This is a genomic window from Streptomyces sp. CGMCC 4.7035 (assembly GCF_031583065.1).
GTDB lineage: Bacteria > Actinomycetota > Actinomycetes > Streptomycetales > Streptomycetaceae > Streptomyces > Streptomyces yaanensis.
The window spans coordinates 2,522,144-2,536,703 of sequence record NZ_CP134053.1; the positions used below are offsets into that span (position 1 = coordinate 2,522,144).

Genomic DNA, 14,560 nt, shown 5'->3' on the forward strand with positions numbered 1-14,560 from the left:
GCAGGTTGGCATATTACTGCGCCGTAGTCGCTAACTGCCGTACGAGCGAAAACAGTTGGAAAACGGGCATCGCGCACCCAATACGGCAGCCATGACGGAGGGCATTCCATGGTGAAGTGAGGCAAACCAGCTGCCCGCGTGCAAGCCACGGCCGCGGTGTTAATCGCGGCACATTTCCTCAAGACGCCTCCCGCGCACCTCCGGGAGTGATACGGGCGTGATCCCCGCTCAGTGCCGCAGCAGGACCCGGCGCGTCGCCCTGGCCAGCCGGGCCGCGGGGTGCCGGGACGGCGGGGTCGGACCCGAGCGCTCCAGCCACCACTCGCGCAGCAGGCGCCGCCTCTCGGCGTTCTCGGGCCGCCCGGCGAGCAGCAGGTGCTCGGCGAAGCCGAGGGCGTCGCGCCGGTAGCCGCCGGTCATCGGGTGACCCTGGGCGTAGGCGAGGAAGGCGGGGCGGTACGCCTCCTGGAGGATCCCGGGCAGTTCGGGCGCGACCTTCGCCACGACATCGGCCCGCTTGGCGGCGAGGGCGCGCGCCTGCACCCCGAGCCGCACCCGGTCGAACCCCTCGGGCACGGGGGTGCCGGCGACGAGAGAGGAGAGCAGCGCGGCCTGCGCGAGCGCGAGCCGCTGGCGGGCCGGTTCCGTGTCGGTGCCGGTGCCGGTGCCGGTGCCGGTGTCGGTGTCGGTGTCGGTGTCGGTGGAGTCTTGCCCTGCCGCGCCCGCCGGCCCCGCGCCCGCCGGCCGCTCCCCGACACGTACCGACGCCTTCTCCACCGTCTCCCGAATGGCCGCCAGCTCCCGCTCCAGCTCGGCCGGTTCGGGGAAGTTCTCGTCGCGTTCCAGCAGGACGCCGGGCGGGACGGTCCGGGACGCGAGGTCGGCCAGGATGTCGAGGACCGGCCGCGGCACCGGGTGGGCGTGGCTGTCGTGCCAGACGCCGTCGCGTGCGAAACCGCCCGCGACATGGACGTACGCGATGGCCTCGACGGGCAGTTCGTCCAGCGCCCTGGCCGGGTCCTCGCCCCGGTTGACGTGGTTGGTGTGCAGGTTCGCGACGTCGATGAGCAGCCGTACGCCGGTGCGGTCGGCCAGCTCGTACAGGAACTGTCCCTCAGTCATCTCCTCGCCCGGCCAGGAGATGAGTGCCGCGACGTTCTCCACGGCGAGCGGGACGGGCAGCGCGTCCTGCGCGATGCGTATGTTCTCGCACAGGACGTCGAGCGCGTCGCGGGTGCGCGGCACCGGGAGCAGATGCCCGGCCTCCAGCAGCGGCGAGGCGGTCAGCGGCCCGCCCGCCCGGACGAACGCGATGTGCTCGGTGACGAGCGGCGAACCGAGGGCCTGCGCGCGCTCGGCGAGGGCGGTCAGCCGCGCCTCGTCGGGGCGGTCCGCGCCGCCGAGGCCGAGGGAGACGCCGTGCGGGACGACGGTGACGCCGTGCTCACGCAGCCGCAGCAGCGACTCGGGCAGATGCCCTGGGCACACGTTCTCGGCCACGGCCTCGACCCAGTCGATGCCCGGCATACGCTCCACGGCGTCGGCGATCTCCGGCCGCCACCCGATGCCCGTTCCCAGTCGCTTCATCGTCCCCCTCCTTCACCACGGATCCATCGGCACCCGTCGTGCGGTCCACGGAGCGGCACCTGCCGTGCCGGTTCGGTCCTCCGTCCGCCCCCCGACGGACCGCCGCTGCCGATGTGACGGAGTCATGGCCCCGGTTCCCAGGACCGAACCCCTCCCCAGGGACGTTCAGAGCAACATTTGAGGTTCCGCGCGCCGCCCGCCCGGCCGCCCTTCGTCTAGCGCAGCACGTTGTCGGAGTCGACGGGATCCGGTCGGCCGGTGTTGACCGTGCCCGGCTCGCCCGGGGACGGGCTGGAGCTGGTCCGGGGGTTGCCGCTCGGCCCGGCGGCGGGCGCGGAGGGCGCCGCGGCACCGGGTACGGGCGCGGCGGGACCGGTCGGGCTGGCGGTCGTGCCGGACACCGCGTCGTTGGCGATGGCGTCGAAGTCGACGTTGCCGGTCTTCTCCAGCACCGTGATGTGGTCGAGCACGGTCTGGTTGGCGTCCGAGGCGAGCTGCCGTACCAGCGTGTTCCGCGTGGAGTTCCGTACGGCGCCGATCGCCGGGAAGATCTTGCCGTGCGCGGCCCGCAGCAGGTTCGCGAACTTGTACTGGTACTCCTGCCCGCTTGCCGCGCTCAACTCCTGGAGCCAGCCCTGCTGTTGCTCGTTCGGCTGGTTGGGCAGCTCGACGCCGAGCTGGGCCGCGACGATCCGTACGCGCTTGTCGAGGTCGGTGTGGCCGACGATGAGGTGGTCGCCGGCCTCCTTGATCGCCGGGGTGGGTGCCCGCTCGATCGCCTGCTGTCCGGCGGGCAGTTCCCACAGCCCCGCCAGCCGTACACGGACGATCAGATCGCGGTCGGCGGCGGTGAGCGGTCCCCATTTCGTGGCCACCGTGCCGGCGGCGAGGTTCGCCTGTCCGGTGCCGGAGCGGTCGGCGTACGACCACACGGGGAACGCGAGCGCGCCGACGGTGGCGACGAGGGCCGCGATGAGGAGGGCCGTACCGTTGATACGCCGCAATGGAGCCTCCCGGGTGAAACCAACTGGTCGTTGGGGATGGGCGCTTGGCCAGTGCCGGGAGGTACGTACGAGGCCGCCGAGGTGTTCAAACACTTGGCAAGTTCCGTTGATCCTTCGGTAAAAACCACTGGTCGGGGTCGCGTCCCAGGAGGCGCAGGGTGGCGTCGAGCGAGCCCGTGCCGGGCGGTACGGCGAGCGGTGGCGCGAAGGCGAAGCCCGGTCCGCGCCCCGCCGGATCCGTCGGTACGAGCAGGGCGACGCCGAGTGCGGCGTCGAGCACGTCGGTGGGCAGCTCCGGCTCGACGCCCAGCGCGGCGGCCACGTCCCAGGCGTGCGCCACGTAGTCGACGAGGTGGAAGCCCAGCGCGATCCGCCCGGGTACCACCACTCCCAACTCCGGCAGAGCGAACTTGCGCTGGAGCACCCCCGGTTGTCCGAAGGCCGCCAGGACGCCCATCGCGGCGCCACGGTACGTGCGCTCCGGGTCGGACATCTCCTCCGGCTCCCGCCAGTGCGCCATGTCGGCTCCGGCGCCGCGCGCGGCGGCCGCGAACCCGTGGTGCTGCGCGGCCATGTGCGCGACGAGCCGGCGCAGGGGCCACTCCGCGCACGGCGTGTCCCGCTCCCAGTCCTTCTCCTCCGCCAGTCCCACGAGCCGTACCGACTCGTGCACGGCGATCCGGTCGAGCCTGACGAGGTCCGGTTCGTCGACTCCGGTGACGTCCTTCGCTCCGGTGAGGTCCATGGCGCCGAGCATAAAACTGTGCGAACGGTCGTGCTAGTTGTTTGGCTCGACTCGTTGTGGCCGCAAAGCCCCTCGGTATCAGGCGACTTGAGGCAGCCCGGACGGATCCGTCGCCGCCGTCCGCAGCCGAGACACGAGGGCGATCCGGGCCCTGCCATAGGCGGACGCGTCGTCGTGCAACACGGAGATGACGTTGGCCGTCTCCAGCAGCGCGACGATCTCGAAGGCCAGTTGGGGAACGTCGGTGTCGGCGCGGAGCTCGCGGGTGTCGTCCCGGGCCTCGGCGATCGTACGTTCCACGTGGGCGGTCCAGTCGCGTTGGGCGCGGACCACGGCGTCGTGCACGGGCCCGGACCGGGCGTCGTACTCGGCGATCACCCCGTAGAAGAAACAGCCGCCGGGGAAGACGCGGCCCTGGGAGTAGTCGAGCCACAGCTCGCACAGCCGCCACAGCCGGGCCAGCCCGGGAGGGGTCTCGTCGGCCGGCCGTATGACCTGCTCGACATAGATGCGGGACGCCTCCCGGACGGTGGCGAGCTGAAGCTCCTGCTTGGAGCCGAACAGGGCGAACACCCCGCTCTTGCTGAGCTGCAGCTCGGTCGCGAGCCGGCCGACGGACAGCGCGTCGAGCCCCTCGACGGAGGCGATGTCGACGGTCCGCCGGAGCACCAGCTGCCGCGTCCGGTTCCCCCGTTCGACCCTCCCGTCGAGCCGGGTCCCGGCCATGGCGACCTCCAGGTGTACGTGCGTCATCTACGTGCGTCGGGCGTGCGGAAAGGGTAGCCGGGCCTGCCCCCGGTCACGAGTTCCACCCCAACGGCTGAACGTCCGCGCGTGATCTTCCGGAATACCTCCTGAGGTGATCCGCCGTCGTGCCGGTCGCGGCACAGGAGAGGAGCGGAAGTGAGGAGCAGAAGTGAGGAGCAAGCGTGAGGAGCAGCAGTGAAGCGCGGAAGATGAGCCGGCACCGTCACCTCCCCGGGCATCGCCCGCGCGGCGTCATCGCCCTCGCACTGGCCGCCCTCATGGCGGCCTTCTTCGTGCCAGGGGCGGCCGCCGCCGTCGCTCCCTCCGAGGACGCCTGCCACGCGACCGGTGACGTGATGCCGCGCGGCGACTGCGGCCCCTTCCACCAGGTCTTCGCGGAGAACTTCAACGGGGACCTCGTGCCGCTGGGCTCCTTCAGCGACTGCGACCACAACGCCGACACACCCAGCGCCTACTGCGGCGCCCTGACCGGCTCCTACCGCGCCGACTGGTGGGCCTACCCGCGCGGTTGGTACGACACCGCCGACCCGCGCAACCACTCCAACGGCAACACGCGCCTGCTCGGCGGCGAGTACCGCGCCGACGACACCGTGTGGGTCGGGCCCGCCGACAACGGCGACGGCCGGATGCACATCCGGATGTACCGTCCCCGCTCCGGCGGCGACATCCACTCCGCGGCCGTCGTCCCGAAGCGGATCATGAACCAGGCGTACGGGAAGATCAGCGCCCGCGTCCGCGTCGTGAAGGCGGCCCCCGGCTACAAGTCGGCCTGGCTGTACTACGGCGACGCCTGCGAGATGGACTTCTACGAGCAGAACTGGGTCGACACCGTCCACTTCTTCCACCACCCGTGCGACGGCCGCGGCCAGAGCTACGCCGACACCGGCAAGCCCTTCACCGACTGGCACACGGTGTCGTTGGAGTGGACTCCCGGCCACGCGCGCTACTACCTCGACGGCCACCTCTACCTCCACGACACCCGCGCCGTACCGAGCCGGCCGCTGAGCGCCGTCCTGCAGAACGAGTCCGCGCTGTACGGGGCTTACGCGGCGCCCGGCTCCTGGGCGCAGCTGGACATCACCTGGGTCACGGCCTACGCGTACGCGGGGCGGGCGTCGGTTGTCTGATGTAGGCCGGATGGTTCAATGCCGGGATGGCCGAGCACCTGTCACCCGCACCGCCGACCGCAGTGCGGCTTACGCGATACACGAAGACCGAGCAGAGCGAGATCCTCGGCGACGGCGCCGATCCGTTCGGCGTCGCGCACGCCGGCCTGACCTGGCTGCCCAAGGAGGATCATTTCGGCATCAGGCTGGGTGACCGCCTCGTGGCCCACGCCGGCCTGCTCGTACTGCCTGTATCGGTCGGGGGTACCGACACCGAGGTGGTGGGTGTCGGTGGCGTGGCCGTCGCGCCTGACCTGCGGGGGAACGGACTGGCGCGGCTGGTCGTCACGGCGGCTCTCGACCACGCGCGGACGCTGGGCCCGCAGTACGGACTTCTTTTCTGCCGACAGCCCCTGGTCCCGCTCTACCAGCGGCTCGGCTGGCGGGCGCTGGAGCAGGACGTCCATGTCGAGCAACACGAGGGGCCCGTGCTGATGCCGCTGCGGACCATGTGGACGCCCCTGCACGAGGGAGCGAACTGGCCGACCGGAGCGGTGCGCCTGCTTTCGTTTCCCATGTAAGGGGATTGCCCCGGTGGGCGCCGCGCCGAAGCCGGTTTCGACCTGGCGCCCTGATCAGTTGCGGCGCAGTGCGGGATGGTCCGCCACCACCGTGCAGCTGCCCGGGGCGATCTCCGTGAAGCCCGCGTCCTGTACCAACGGCAGTCCGGACGTCGTGAGGTCGCGCCAGTGGGACGGGTCGGCGGCGCGGACGGCGAGGGGGAAGCCCGCGTCGCGCCAGGCCGTGCGCTCCTCGTCCGGCAGCGCCCACCAGGCGAGTTGGGCGCCGTGGCCCGCCTGGGCCATCGTCTTGCCCGCCGACATCTCCAGGTCCGGGTTCAGCCACAGCACGGGCGCGGCCGGGTCGGCCTCCACCGGCGGCTCCGGGTCGTCGAGGTCCGTGCCCGACACCTGTAGCCGGGCCAGGTCCTTGGGCCAGCCGTCCAGCGGGACGGGCGGGAAGACGCGGACCTCCGCCGACTTGCCCGTGACCGTGATGCCCGGAAGCGCCTCGGCCCGTCGCCACTCCGCGCCGCGCGCCCGCCGCACCACCTTGCGGATCCGTGCGTCCTGCCAGTCCCGCATCGCCCGGGCCCACTCGCCCTCGCCCAGCGAGCGCTCGTCGCTCAGGATCACGAGCACGGCGCGCGCGGCCGTCTCCAGTGCGTCCGTGCGCGCCGGGGGAGCGGCCCGCTCTATGCGCACGACGAGCGGCAGCACGAACTGCGGCGCCTCGTCGCGCGGGGTGCGCTCGGAGCGGAAGGGGCTGTCCTGGCCGTCGTGCGGCGCGTCCGCCGGGGTGGCGGGGGTCTGGTCACTGCTCACGACGTCCAGTCTGCCAGGTGGAAGATCGGATCTTTCGCGGGGCGGACGACGGCCCGGGCCACCCGAATCCTCTGCGTCCGTCCGTAATCCTCTGCGTGCGTCCGTCCCGCCGCGCGAGGATGCCCCCATGCAACGTGATCTACGCCTGACGGGCGTCGGCCGCCGTTACGGGCTCCGCGGCCCCTGGGTGCTGCGCGGGGTCGACCTGACGGTGCCGCCCGGCTCCCTGACACGCGTCGAGGGCGCGAACGGCACCGGCAAGTCCACCCTGCTCCGGCTTCTCGCCGGCATCGACGCGCCCACCGAGGGCCGTGTCACCGGGCGCCCGCGCACCGCGTACGTTCCCGAGCGCTTCCCGGCCGCCCTCCCCTTCACGGCGACGGGCTACCTCACCCACCTCGGCACCGTCCACGGACTGTCCCGGCCCGACGCCGCCCGCGCCGCCGACGAGTGGCTCGAACGCTTCGGCGCCGCCGCGTACGCCCGTACGCCGATGGCGGAACTCTCCAAGGGCAGCAGCCAGAAGGTCGCCGTCGCCCAGGCCCTGCTCGCCGGGCCCGAACTGCTCGTCCTCGACGAGGCCTGGACCGGCCTCGACACCGACGCCCGTGAGGAACTGGACCGCGCGGTCGCCGAACGAACGTCCGCCGGCGCCGCCGTCGTCTTCGTCGACCATGACCCGCGCCGGCTCGCGGGGGTGCCCGACGCCGTCTACCGCGTCAGCGAGGGCGCGCTCGAACCGCATACGGGCGAACGGAGTTCACCGTCCCCCGCCGGGCCGTCCGTGGTCGTCGAGGCCCGGGGACCCGCCGGTGCCGAACCGCCCGCCGACGCGCGGGCGATGACCACATCCATGGCCCGCACCCCGTCCGGCACCCTCCGTCTCACCGTGCCCGCGAGCCGTTCCGACGTCCTGCTGCGAACCCTGCTCGGCGCACGGCCGCCCTGGCACGTGGTGGCCGTCGGCCCGGCCGAGCCTCTCCCTGCCGACCCCGAACCCCGCGAAACAAAGGCCGACAGCTGCCGATGATCCCCCTCCTGCGCTACCAGTCCGCCCTCCTTCTGCGTTCCCAGCGCTGGCTCCCCCCGTTCCTCCTGTACGCCGTCTTCCTCGCGATCGGCGTCCAGAGCGGGCAGCCCGTGCTGGACTCGCTCGGCTACGCGGCCGCCGCGGTGCTGCCCGTCGCCGCCTGGCTCGTCCGCATCTGCGCGACCAACGAGCCGCCCGCGGCCAGGAGTTGTGTCGGCGCGGCGGTCGGTCCGGGGCGTGCGCACCTGGCCTGCCTGCTCGTCGCGCTGGGTGCCTCAGCCGCCCTGGGTACGGCCGCGACTGTCGTCGTCACGCTCATCAGCAGCCACACCAGCACCGACCACCGCATCCGCCTCTCCGCCGTCCAGTCCGCCGGGGCCGGACTGATCGTCGCGCTGGTGTGCGCGCTGCTCGGTACGGCCGTGGGCGCACTGACGACCTGGCCGCTGCTGCGCTCGCCGGGACGCGCCGTCCCCGCGCTGATGCTCGCGGCCCTGCTCGCGCTCGTACTGAGCGGTTCCCCGGCGCGCACGGCAGTCACCGCGCTGGTGACGGGCTCGCAGACGGCCAGGGTCCCGGCCCCGCTGCTGCCGCTCGCCCTCGCCGCGCTGCTCACGGCGGCCGCGGTGGCGGTGGCCTGTGCGCTCACCACCCGTCGGTCTCCCTGAGGCGGACCGAGGTCACCCGGAGCAGGCCGTGCGCTGCGCCTCCTGCCACTCGCAGACAGGGCACAGCGTGATCCCCTTGTGTGATTCCGGGTACTCCGTGGGCTCCTGGCACAACACGCACTCGGCGAACGGCGGCCCGCCCGCCTCGGGTGCCGGGTCCGCCGTCTCCGTATCGCAGTACTCGCTCATGGTCTCCAGCGTAAGCCGCGGTGGCCCGGGCCCGCGGGCCCCTACCGTCGCCCGGACGACTCCTCGATCAGCGTGGAGACCTTGACGAACCGGTAGCCCTGCTCGCGCAGCTCGGGCACGATCGTCCGGACCGCCTGTTCGGTCACCGGCGCCGCGCTGCGCGTGCAGTGCATGACGACCACGGATCCGGGCCGCACCCCGTCCCTGACCTGCCGCACGACCGCGTCCGCGTCCGTCGCGTACGCGTCGCCGCTCATCACGTCCCACTGCACCGCGGTGACACCGAGCGAGCTGATGGCGCGCAGGGCCCGGTTGTCGTAGCAGCCGCCGGGAAAGCGGAAGTACGGCCTCGGGCGGGGCACGCCCGCCTTGCGGATCGCGGTGTAGGCGCGCTCGACATCCGCGCGCATCCGCTGCTCGGGCAGGGTGGGCAGCCCGTAGCAGCGGTCGGTGAAGGAGTAATGGCTGTAGGAGTGGTTGCCGACCTCGAACAACGGGTCCCGCCCGATCTCCCGGGCCTCCCGGGGGTACTGGTCGGCCCACCGGCCCGTCATGAACACGGTCGCCGGCACCTTGAGCTCCCGCAGCGCGTCGATCAGCTCCGGATTGTCGAAGTGCTCGCCGGCCGCCGCCCGGGGCCCCTGATCCGCGGTCATGTCCGCGTCGAAGGTGAGGGCGATGGTCTTCTCCCGCGTCGTGGCGTTCTTGAAGACGGGCGTCAGGCCACCGGGTCCGGGCGCGAGCGTGGGCGACGTGGGCGCGGCCGCCCCGGGCTTCCCCGGGTGCTGGGGGGCGTCGGGGGCGCCGCAGGCGGCGAGCGCCACACCGAGGGCGCAGACGGCGGCGATACGTCGCACAAGTCGAACAAGAAGGATCACCGGATGAACGTAGCGGTGAAGATCGGGGGAAGCGCTCATCTCGTGTTCGTGCCGTGTCGGGGACCGTGACGTCACCCGCGTGGCTGTCGCAGAGGTGCCCTTGGTGCGGCGGCCGGTGACCGTGAGCCCGGCGGCCCCGCCGGGCTCGCCGGGCTCACGTCGGTGTCGTGGACGGACGGAGGATGCCCGCGCTATCCGTTCCAGAGGTGGGTGTCCCTGCGGGCGACGATGTCGCCGATGTGGTGCAGCGCCTCGTCCACGGGCTGCGGATCCAGGCGGCGGCCGTCGCGCAGGCGCAGCGCGATGTGGTCGTCCGCGGCCTCTTTGGAACCGATCACCGCCTGGTACGGCACCAGCCGCGCCGCCCGGACGCGCGCGCCCAGGGTGCCCTCCTCGGGAGCGGCGAGCCGGGCCCGCAGGCCCTGGTCGAGGCAGCGGCGCAGGAGTCGTACGGCGTGTTCCATCTCGGCGTCCGAGACGGGCAGGATCACCAGCTGGGTGGGCGCGAGCCAGGCCGGGAAGGCGCCGCCGTGCGCCTCGATGAGGTGGGCGACGGCTCTCTCCATGCTGCCGATGACGCTGCGGTGGACCATCACGGGGCGGTGTTTCGCCCCGTCGGGCCCGATGTAGTGCAGGTCGAAGCGTTCCGGCTGGTGGAAGTCGATCTGCACGGTGGAGAGGGTGGACTCGCGGCCCCCCGGGTCGGTGATCTGGACGTCGATCTTGGGGCCGTAGAACGCGGCCTCGCCTTCCACGGCCTCGTAGGCGATGCCGCTTCGGTCGAGTACGTCGCGCAGCATCGCCGACGCCCGGCGCCACAGCTCGGGGTCGGCGACGTACTTGCCGCCCGGGCCCGGCAGCGAGAGGCGGTGGCGGGCCGGGCGGATGCCGAGCGCCGCGTAGGCCTCGCCGATCATCCGCAGCGCGGCCGCCGCCTCCTCGACGGCTTGGTCCAGGGTGCAGAAGATGTGTGCGTCGTTGAGGTGGATCGCCCGTACGCGGGTCAGGCCGCCGAGCACGCCGGACAGCTCGGAGCGGTACATGCCGCCCAGCTCGGCGATGCGCAGGGGGAGTTCGCGGTAGCTGTGGGAGCGGGAGCGGTAGATCAGCGCGTGGTGGGGGCACAGGCTCGGCCGCAGGACGACCTGCTCACCGCCCAGGTCCATGGGCGGGAACATGTCCTCGCTGTAGTGCGCCCAGTGCCCGGAGATCTCGTACAGCTCGCGCTTGCCGAGCACCGGCGAGTAGACGTGCCGGTAGCCCGCGCGGCGCTCGGCGTCCCGTACGTACTCCTCCAGGGTGTGCCGTACGACGGCGCCGTCGGGCAGCCAGTACGGCAGGCCCGCGCCCATCAGCGGGTCGGTGTCGAACAGATCGAGATCGCGGCCGAGGCGGCGGTGGTCGTGCATCGTGGTCTCCTCTCGGTGGGGCGAGCGGGGCCACACGGCGAAGCCCCGGGGCACTCGCCCCGGGGCTTCGGACTTCGGTCAGCAGTCAGCGCGCCGGGACACTCTCCGGCGTCGTCGTGAACACATGGGCGCGCTGCATGCCGGTGAGGCTAGCAGCGGGCGTACGGGAGGTGCGCGCGGTTTTCCGGCGCCCGTGCCGTTCCGCTCGCATCGCGGGGACTCGCGGCCTGGGCCTCGTACGCAGGACAGGCTGGACGAGTGCGGGGGCGCGACGGGGACGGGGACGGGCGCCGTCCGCCGGATCAGTCGTCGGCGGTGAGGGACGGGGGAGCGGGCTCCGGGGGAGGCGGCGGTACGTTCGCGGTCGACCGCTCGGGAGCCGGGCCGGACGAGCGCTGGAGAGCGGGGTCGGGCGTCAGCTCGGCGGCGGGGTCGGACGTCAGCTCGGGAGCGGCCTCGCGCGGACGCGCCGGCGCGCTCTCGGCCGAGGGTCCCGGCGTGATCGTGGCCGTGGACGGCCCCGCCCCGTCATGGCCGTGCGCCTCCTCCTGCGGTGCCGCTCGCTCCAGGAACCGCAGCAGCTCCACCGGGAACGGCAGCACGAGCGTGGAGTTCTTCTCGGCCGCGACCGCCACCACGGTCTGGAGCAGCCGCAGCTGGAGCGCGGCGGGCTGTTCGGACATCACCCCGGCCGCCTCCGCCAGCTTCCTCGAGGCCTGGAGTTCCGCGTCCGCGTTGATGACGCGTGCCCGGCGCTCGCGATCCGCCTCCGCCTGGCGGGCCATCGACCGCTTCATGGTGTCCGGCAGGGACACGTCCTTGATCTCGACCCGGTCGATCTGCACGCCCCAGCCGATGGCCGGGCTGTCGATCATCAGTTCCAGGCCCTGGTTGAGCTTCTCCCGGTTGGAGAGAAGGTCGTCCAGATCGCTCTTGCCGATGATCGAGCGCAGTGAGGTCTGCGCCATCTGCGAGACCGCGAACCGATAGTCCTCGACCTGGATGAGCGCGTTCGCCGCGTCGACCACCTTGAAGTAGACGACGGCGTCCACGCGCACGGTCACGTTGTCCCGTGTGATGCCCTCCTGCGCGGGGATGGGCAGCGTCACGATCTGCATGTTGACCTTGTGCAGCCGGTCGACTCCGGGCACGATCACGGTGAAGCCGGGCGGCCGGGGGGACCCCATGAGCCGTCCGAAGCGGAAGACCACCCCGCGCTCGTACTGCTTGACGACCCGCGCCGCCGCGGCGACATACACAAGTCCGGCGGCACCTGCTGCCACCAGAGCACCCACCAGCTCAGCGAGCATGACGACCCCCTCGTCGAGAGGTCCGGTATATCCGTACTTGCCACGATAATTCCGCCGGAGTCCATGAGGCGAGGCCGGCCGCTTCCGTCGAAGCCCGCGGCGCGGACCCCACGACCCGCACCCCACCCCGCATCCCACGACACAGGGGCCCGCCGGTGCCACACCGGCGGGCCCCCGCGCATCGTGAGCCGTGCGGCTCCATGGCGTCAGCGGCCGGGCCTCACCCGTACCGGCTCGGTTCCGGCCGCGCTGTGCCGTTCCGCCCAGGTCTCCAGGGCCGTGCGGCAGGCGTGGTCCAAGTGGTGCAGCCCGGACAGGTCCAGCTCGACCGGCCGGTCCTGCGGCAGCGCCTCCAGGCTGTCCAGGATCTTCGGCAGCCGCAGGAACGTCGCGTTGCCCGACAGGTACGCCTCCACCGGACCGGCACCCTTGTCGATGACCTCCAGCTTGACGTGCGAGGCCTCCCACGCGGTCTTCACCACGGACAGCGCGAGGCCGATGAGCACGCCCTCGAACATGCTGATCGCCACGATCGACACCGCGGTGACCACCAGGATGAGCATCTCCCCCCGGTGCTCGCGCCACAGCGTTACGATCTCCCGTACGGGGATGAGCTTGGCGCCGGAGTACACCAGGATGCCCGCGAGGGCCGGAATCGGGATGTACGCCAGCACGGACGGCAGCAGCGCCGCGAACAGCAGCAGCCACACGCCGTGCAGTACCCGGGACGCCTTCGTCCGGGCGCCCGCCTGGACGTTGGCCGCGCTGCGGACGATCACCGCGGTCATCGGCAGCGCGCCGAGCAGCCCGCAGACGGTGTTGCCCGCGCCCTGCGCCATCAGCTCCTTGTCGTACCGGGTGCGCGGACCGTGGTGCAGCCGGTCCACGGCGGCGGCGCTGAACAGCGACTCGGCGGACGCGATCAGGGTGAACGCGATGATCGTGCCGAGCACGCCCACGCTCGCGAGCTCACCGAAGGCGGCCGCCGACGGCAGCCGGACCGAGTCCAGCAGGCCCTTGACCTCGACCGTGGCCACCGGCAGGCCGAGCAGCGTGGCGACGAGCGTGGCGAGGCCGACCGCGGCAAGCGGGCCGGGAACGGTGCGCACCGCGCGCGGCAGGCGTTGCCAGAGCACGAGGACGGCGATGGTGCCCGCCCCGAGCGCCAGTGAGGTCAGCGCACGGGTGCTCCCCGCGGCGTCGACCAGCGCTCCGGGCAGCCCGGCTATCTTCTCCAGGCCGGAGGCCGGCGCCTTGGTTCCGGCCACCGAGTAGAGCTGCCCGGCGATCAGGACGAGTCCGATGCCGGCCAGCATGCCCTCCACCACGGAGACCGAGATGGCGCGGAACCAGCGCCCCAGCTTCAGCGCGCCCATGACGAGCTGGAGCACACCGGTGGCGAGCACGATCACTCCGAGCACCGGCAGGCCGAACTCCCGCACCGCCTCGAAGACCAGCACGGTCAGACCCGCCGCCGGTCCGGAGACCTGGAGGCTGCTGCCGCGCATCACCCCGGTGACGATGCCGCCCACGATGCCGGTGATCAGGCCGAGTTCGGCGGGCACACCGGAGGCGACGGCCACACCCAGGCACAGCGGGAGCGCGACCAGGAACACGACGAGGGAGGCGGCGAAGTCCTGCTTGAGATGAGGGAACCTGTTCCGAGCCGCGAACTTCGGTGCGGTGAATTTCGGTGCGGTGAACTTCCCTGCGGTGGTCTTCCGTTCAGTCATCGTGCCGCTCACAGTGCCTCGAACGTGTCGGTGGTGGTGCGGTGTTCACGCACGGCTCCGGTGTGCACCTCGTAGTACCAGGCGTGCAACCGGAGTTGACCTGCCGTCAGGCGCTGCTGGACGCACGGATAGGACCGCAGGCGCAGCACCTGCGCGAGGACGTGGTTCTGGGCGCCCTCCGCGACCGTCGGGTCGTCCGCGTCGGACGCCCGGGGTTCGGGTGCGGCGTGCGCGAGCCAGTCGCGCACGGCCGGTACGGGGGTCAGGTCGTCGCCGCGCACTAGCGCGCCGACGGCTCCGCAGTGGGAGTGGCCGCAGACGACGACGTCGCTGACGCCGAGCACCTCCACGGCGTACTCGATGGTGGCCGCCTCGCTGGTGGGGTGCTCGGAGGCGTACGGGGGGACGATGTTGCCCGCGGTGCGCAGTTCGAAGAGCTCACCGGGCCGGGCTCCGGTGATCAGGGCGGGTACGACCCGGGAGTCGGAGCAGGTGATGCTGTGTTTTTCTGGGGGATGCCCCCAGACCCCCGGGACCTGGGGGGACTGGCCCTCGGCCAGCCGGGCGAACTCCTCCGGGCGCTGTCCGTGCGCACGGGCGTGATCGATGAGGGGCTGCATGTGTCAGTTCCTCCTGGCGCGCCTTGGTCGGCGCGTCGGCTTACGAGAACGTGGCAGATGCGGGTACGGCGACATGACCCCACGTCGACGCGCTCGGCCGACATGGCGTGGTGAGGGGAGGTCGTCGT

15 protein-coding genes are annotated in these 14,560 nt (G+C 72.2%); 4 read left to right on the plus strand and 11 right to left on the minus strand.

The window, feature by feature from the left end; genetic code table 11:
* Window positions 1-228: 228 nt before the first annotated feature.
* The 4 genes from Q2K21_RS10510 to Q2K21_RS10525 all read right to left on the minus strand — a co-directional run bounded on the left by Q2K21_RS10510 (window position 229) and on the right by Q2K21_RS10525 (window position 4,062).
* Window positions 229-1,587 (minus strand): MbnB/TglH/ChrH family RiPP precursor modification enzyme, encoded by a 1,359-nt coding sequence (locus Q2K21_RS10510; protein WP_310769264.1) that lies wholly within the window; start codon window positions 1,585-1,587, stop codon window positions 229-231.
* A 215-nt stretch (window positions 1,588-1,802) separates the two neighbouring features.
* Window positions 1,803-2,591 carry a DUF4142 domain-containing protein gene (locus tag Q2K21_RS10515; protein WP_310769265.1) on the minus strand — a complete coding sequence of 263 codons (789 nt, stop codon included), beginning with the start codon at window positions 2,589-2,591 and terminating at the stop codon, window positions 1,803-1,805.
* An 85-nt stretch (window positions 2,592-2,676) separates the two neighbouring features.
* Window positions 2,677-3,336 carry a TIGR03086 family metal-binding protein gene (locus Q2K21_RS10520; RefSeq protein WP_310769267.1) on the minus strand — a complete coding sequence of 220 codons (660 nt, stop codon included), beginning with the start codon at window positions 3,334-3,336 and terminating at the stop codon, window positions 2,677-2,679.
* Between the two features lie 78 nt (window positions 3,337-3,414).
* Window positions 3,415-4,062 (minus strand): TetR/AcrR family transcriptional regulator, encoded by a 648-nt coding sequence (locus Q2K21_RS10525; protein WP_310780809.1) that lies wholly within the window; start codon window positions 4,060-4,062, stop codon window positions 3,415-3,417.
* Between the two features lie 203 nt (window positions 4,063-4,265).
* Between Q2K21_RS10525 and Q2K21_RS10530 the strand changes: the two genes are divergently transcribed.
* Entirely contained in the window at window positions 4,266-5,231 is a 966-nt protein-coding gene (locus Q2K21_RS10530; protein ID WP_310769269.1) for a glycoside hydrolase family 16 protein, read from the plus strand.
* A 26-nt stretch (window positions 5,232-5,257) separates the two neighbouring features.
* Window positions 5,258-5,791 carry a GNAT family N-acetyltransferase gene (locus Q2K21_RS10535; protein WP_310769271.1) on the plus strand — a complete coding sequence of 178 codons (534 nt, stop codon included), beginning with the start codon at window positions 5,258-5,260 and terminating at the stop codon, window positions 5,789-5,791.
* Window positions 5,792-5,845: 54 nt separating this feature from the next.
* Here the strand turns inward: Q2K21_RS10535 and Q2K21_RS10540 are convergent, their stop codons facing one another.
* Complete coding sequence (locus Q2K21_RS10540) at window positions 5,846-6,595, minus strand: aminoacyl-tRNA hydrolase (protein WP_310769273.1); 750 nt, start codon at window positions 6,593-6,595, stop codon at window positions 5,846-5,848.
* Window positions 6,596-6,722: 127 nt separating this feature from the next.
* Between Q2K21_RS10540 and Q2K21_RS10545 the strand changes: the two genes are divergently transcribed.
* On the plus strand, window positions 6,723-7,625 hold the full coding sequence (locus Q2K21_RS10545; protein WP_310769275.1) for an ABC transporter ATP-binding protein: 903 nt from the start codon (window positions 6,723-6,725) through the stop codon (window positions 7,623-7,625).
* Window positions 7,622-8,293 (plus strand): ABC transporter, encoded by a 672-nt coding sequence (locus Q2K21_RS10550; RefSeq protein ID WP_310769277.1) that lies wholly within the window; start codon window positions 7,622-7,624, stop codon window positions 8,291-8,293. Before Q2K21_RS10545 ends, Q2K21_RS10550 begins: the two co-directional genes overlap by 4 nt.
* Before the next feature lie 12 nt (window positions 8,294-8,305).
* On the opposite strand, the gene Q2K21_RS10555 is transcribed toward Q2K21_RS10550, so the two are convergent.
* The 6 genes from Q2K21_RS10555 to Q2K21_RS10580 all read right to left on the minus strand — a co-directional run bounded on the left by Q2K21_RS10555 (window position 8,306) and on the right by Q2K21_RS10580 (window position 14,432).
* Window positions 8,306-8,482 carry a hypothetical protein gene (locus Q2K21_RS10555; protein ID WP_310769278.1) on the minus strand — a complete coding sequence of 59 codons (177 nt, stop codon included), beginning with the start codon at window positions 8,480-8,482 and terminating at the stop codon, window positions 8,306-8,308.
* Window positions 8,483-8,523: 41 nt separating this feature from the next.
* Window positions 8,524-9,399 (minus strand): polysaccharide deacetylase family protein, encoded by an 876-nt coding sequence (locus Q2K21_RS10560; protein ID WP_310769279.1) that lies wholly within the window; start codon window positions 9,397-9,399, stop codon window positions 8,524-8,526.
* Window positions 9,400-9,551: 152 nt separating this feature from the next.
* The gene (gene thrS / locus Q2K21_RS10565; protein WP_310780813.1) at window positions 9,552-10,805 is read right to left on the minus strand and encodes a threonine--tRNA ligase; all 1,254 of its coding nucleotides are present in this window, start codon (window positions 10,803-10,805) and stop codon (window positions 9,552-9,554) included.
* A 266-nt stretch (window positions 10,806-11,071) separates the two neighbouring features.
* Window positions 11,072-12,079, minus strand: a complete 1,008-nt coding sequence (locus Q2K21_RS10570; RefSeq protein ID WP_310769281.1) for a slipin family protein — start codon at window positions 12,077-12,079, stop codon at window positions 11,072-11,074.
* Between the two features lie 206 nt (window positions 12,080-12,285).
* Window positions 12,286-13,812 carry a SulP family inorganic anion transporter gene (locus Q2K21_RS10575; protein ID WP_310769283.1) on the minus strand — a complete coding sequence of 509 codons (1,527 nt, stop codon included), beginning with the start codon at window positions 13,810-13,812 and terminating at the stop codon, window positions 12,286-12,288.
* 8 nt (window positions 13,813-13,820) lie between these two features.
* Entirely contained in the window at window positions 13,821-14,432 is a 612-nt protein-coding gene (locus tag Q2K21_RS10580; protein ID WP_310769285.1) for a carbonic anhydrase, read from the minus strand.
* Between the last annotated feature and the right edge of the window lie 128 nt (window positions 14,433-14,560).

Coding starts and splice junctions, on each gene's coding strand:
- Q2K21_RS10560 (WP_310769279.1), bottom strand. CDS start 9,399: ATGAGCGCTTCCCCCGATCTTCACCGCTACGTTCATCCGGTGATCCTT.
- Q2K21_RS10525 (WP_310780809.1), bottom strand. CDS start 4,062: ATGGCCGGGACCCGGCTCGACGGGAGGGTCGAACGGGGGAACCGGACG.
- Q2K21_RS10580 (WP_310769285.1), bottom strand. CDS start 14,432: ATGCAGCCCCTCATCGATCACGCCCGTGCGCACGGACAGCGCCCGGAG.
- Q2K21_RS10570 (WP_310769281.1), bottom strand. CDS start 12,079: ATGCTCGCTGAGCTGGTGGGTGCTCTGGTGGCAGCAGGTGCCGCCGGA.
- Q2K21_RS10545 (WP_310769275.1), top strand. CDS start 6,723: ATGCAACGTGATCTACGCCTGACGGGCGTCGGCCGCCGTTACGGGCTC.
- Q2K21_RS10510 (WP_310769264.1), bottom strand. CDS start 1,587: ATGAAGCGACTGGGAACGGGCATCGGGTGGCGGCCGGAGATCGCCGAC.
- Q2K21_RS10535 (WP_310769271.1), top strand. CDS start 5,258: ATGGCCGAGCACCTGTCACCCGCACCGCCGACCGCAGTGCGGCTTACG.
- Q2K21_RS10555 (WP_310769278.1), bottom strand. CDS start 8,482: ATGAGCGAGTACTGCGATACGGAGACGGCGGACCCGGCACCCGAGGCG.
- Q2K21_RS10520 (WP_310769267.1), bottom strand. CDS start 3,336: ATGGACCTCACCGGAGCGAAGGACGTCACCGGAGTCGACGAACCGGAC.
- Q2K21_RS10575 (WP_310769283.1), bottom strand. CDS start 13,812: ATGACTGAACGGAAGACCACCGCAGGGAAGTTCACCGCACCGAAATTC.
- Q2K21_RS10550 (WP_310769277.1), top strand. CDS start 7,622: ATGATCCCCCTCCTGCGCTACCAGTCCGCCCTCCTTCTGCGTTCCCAG.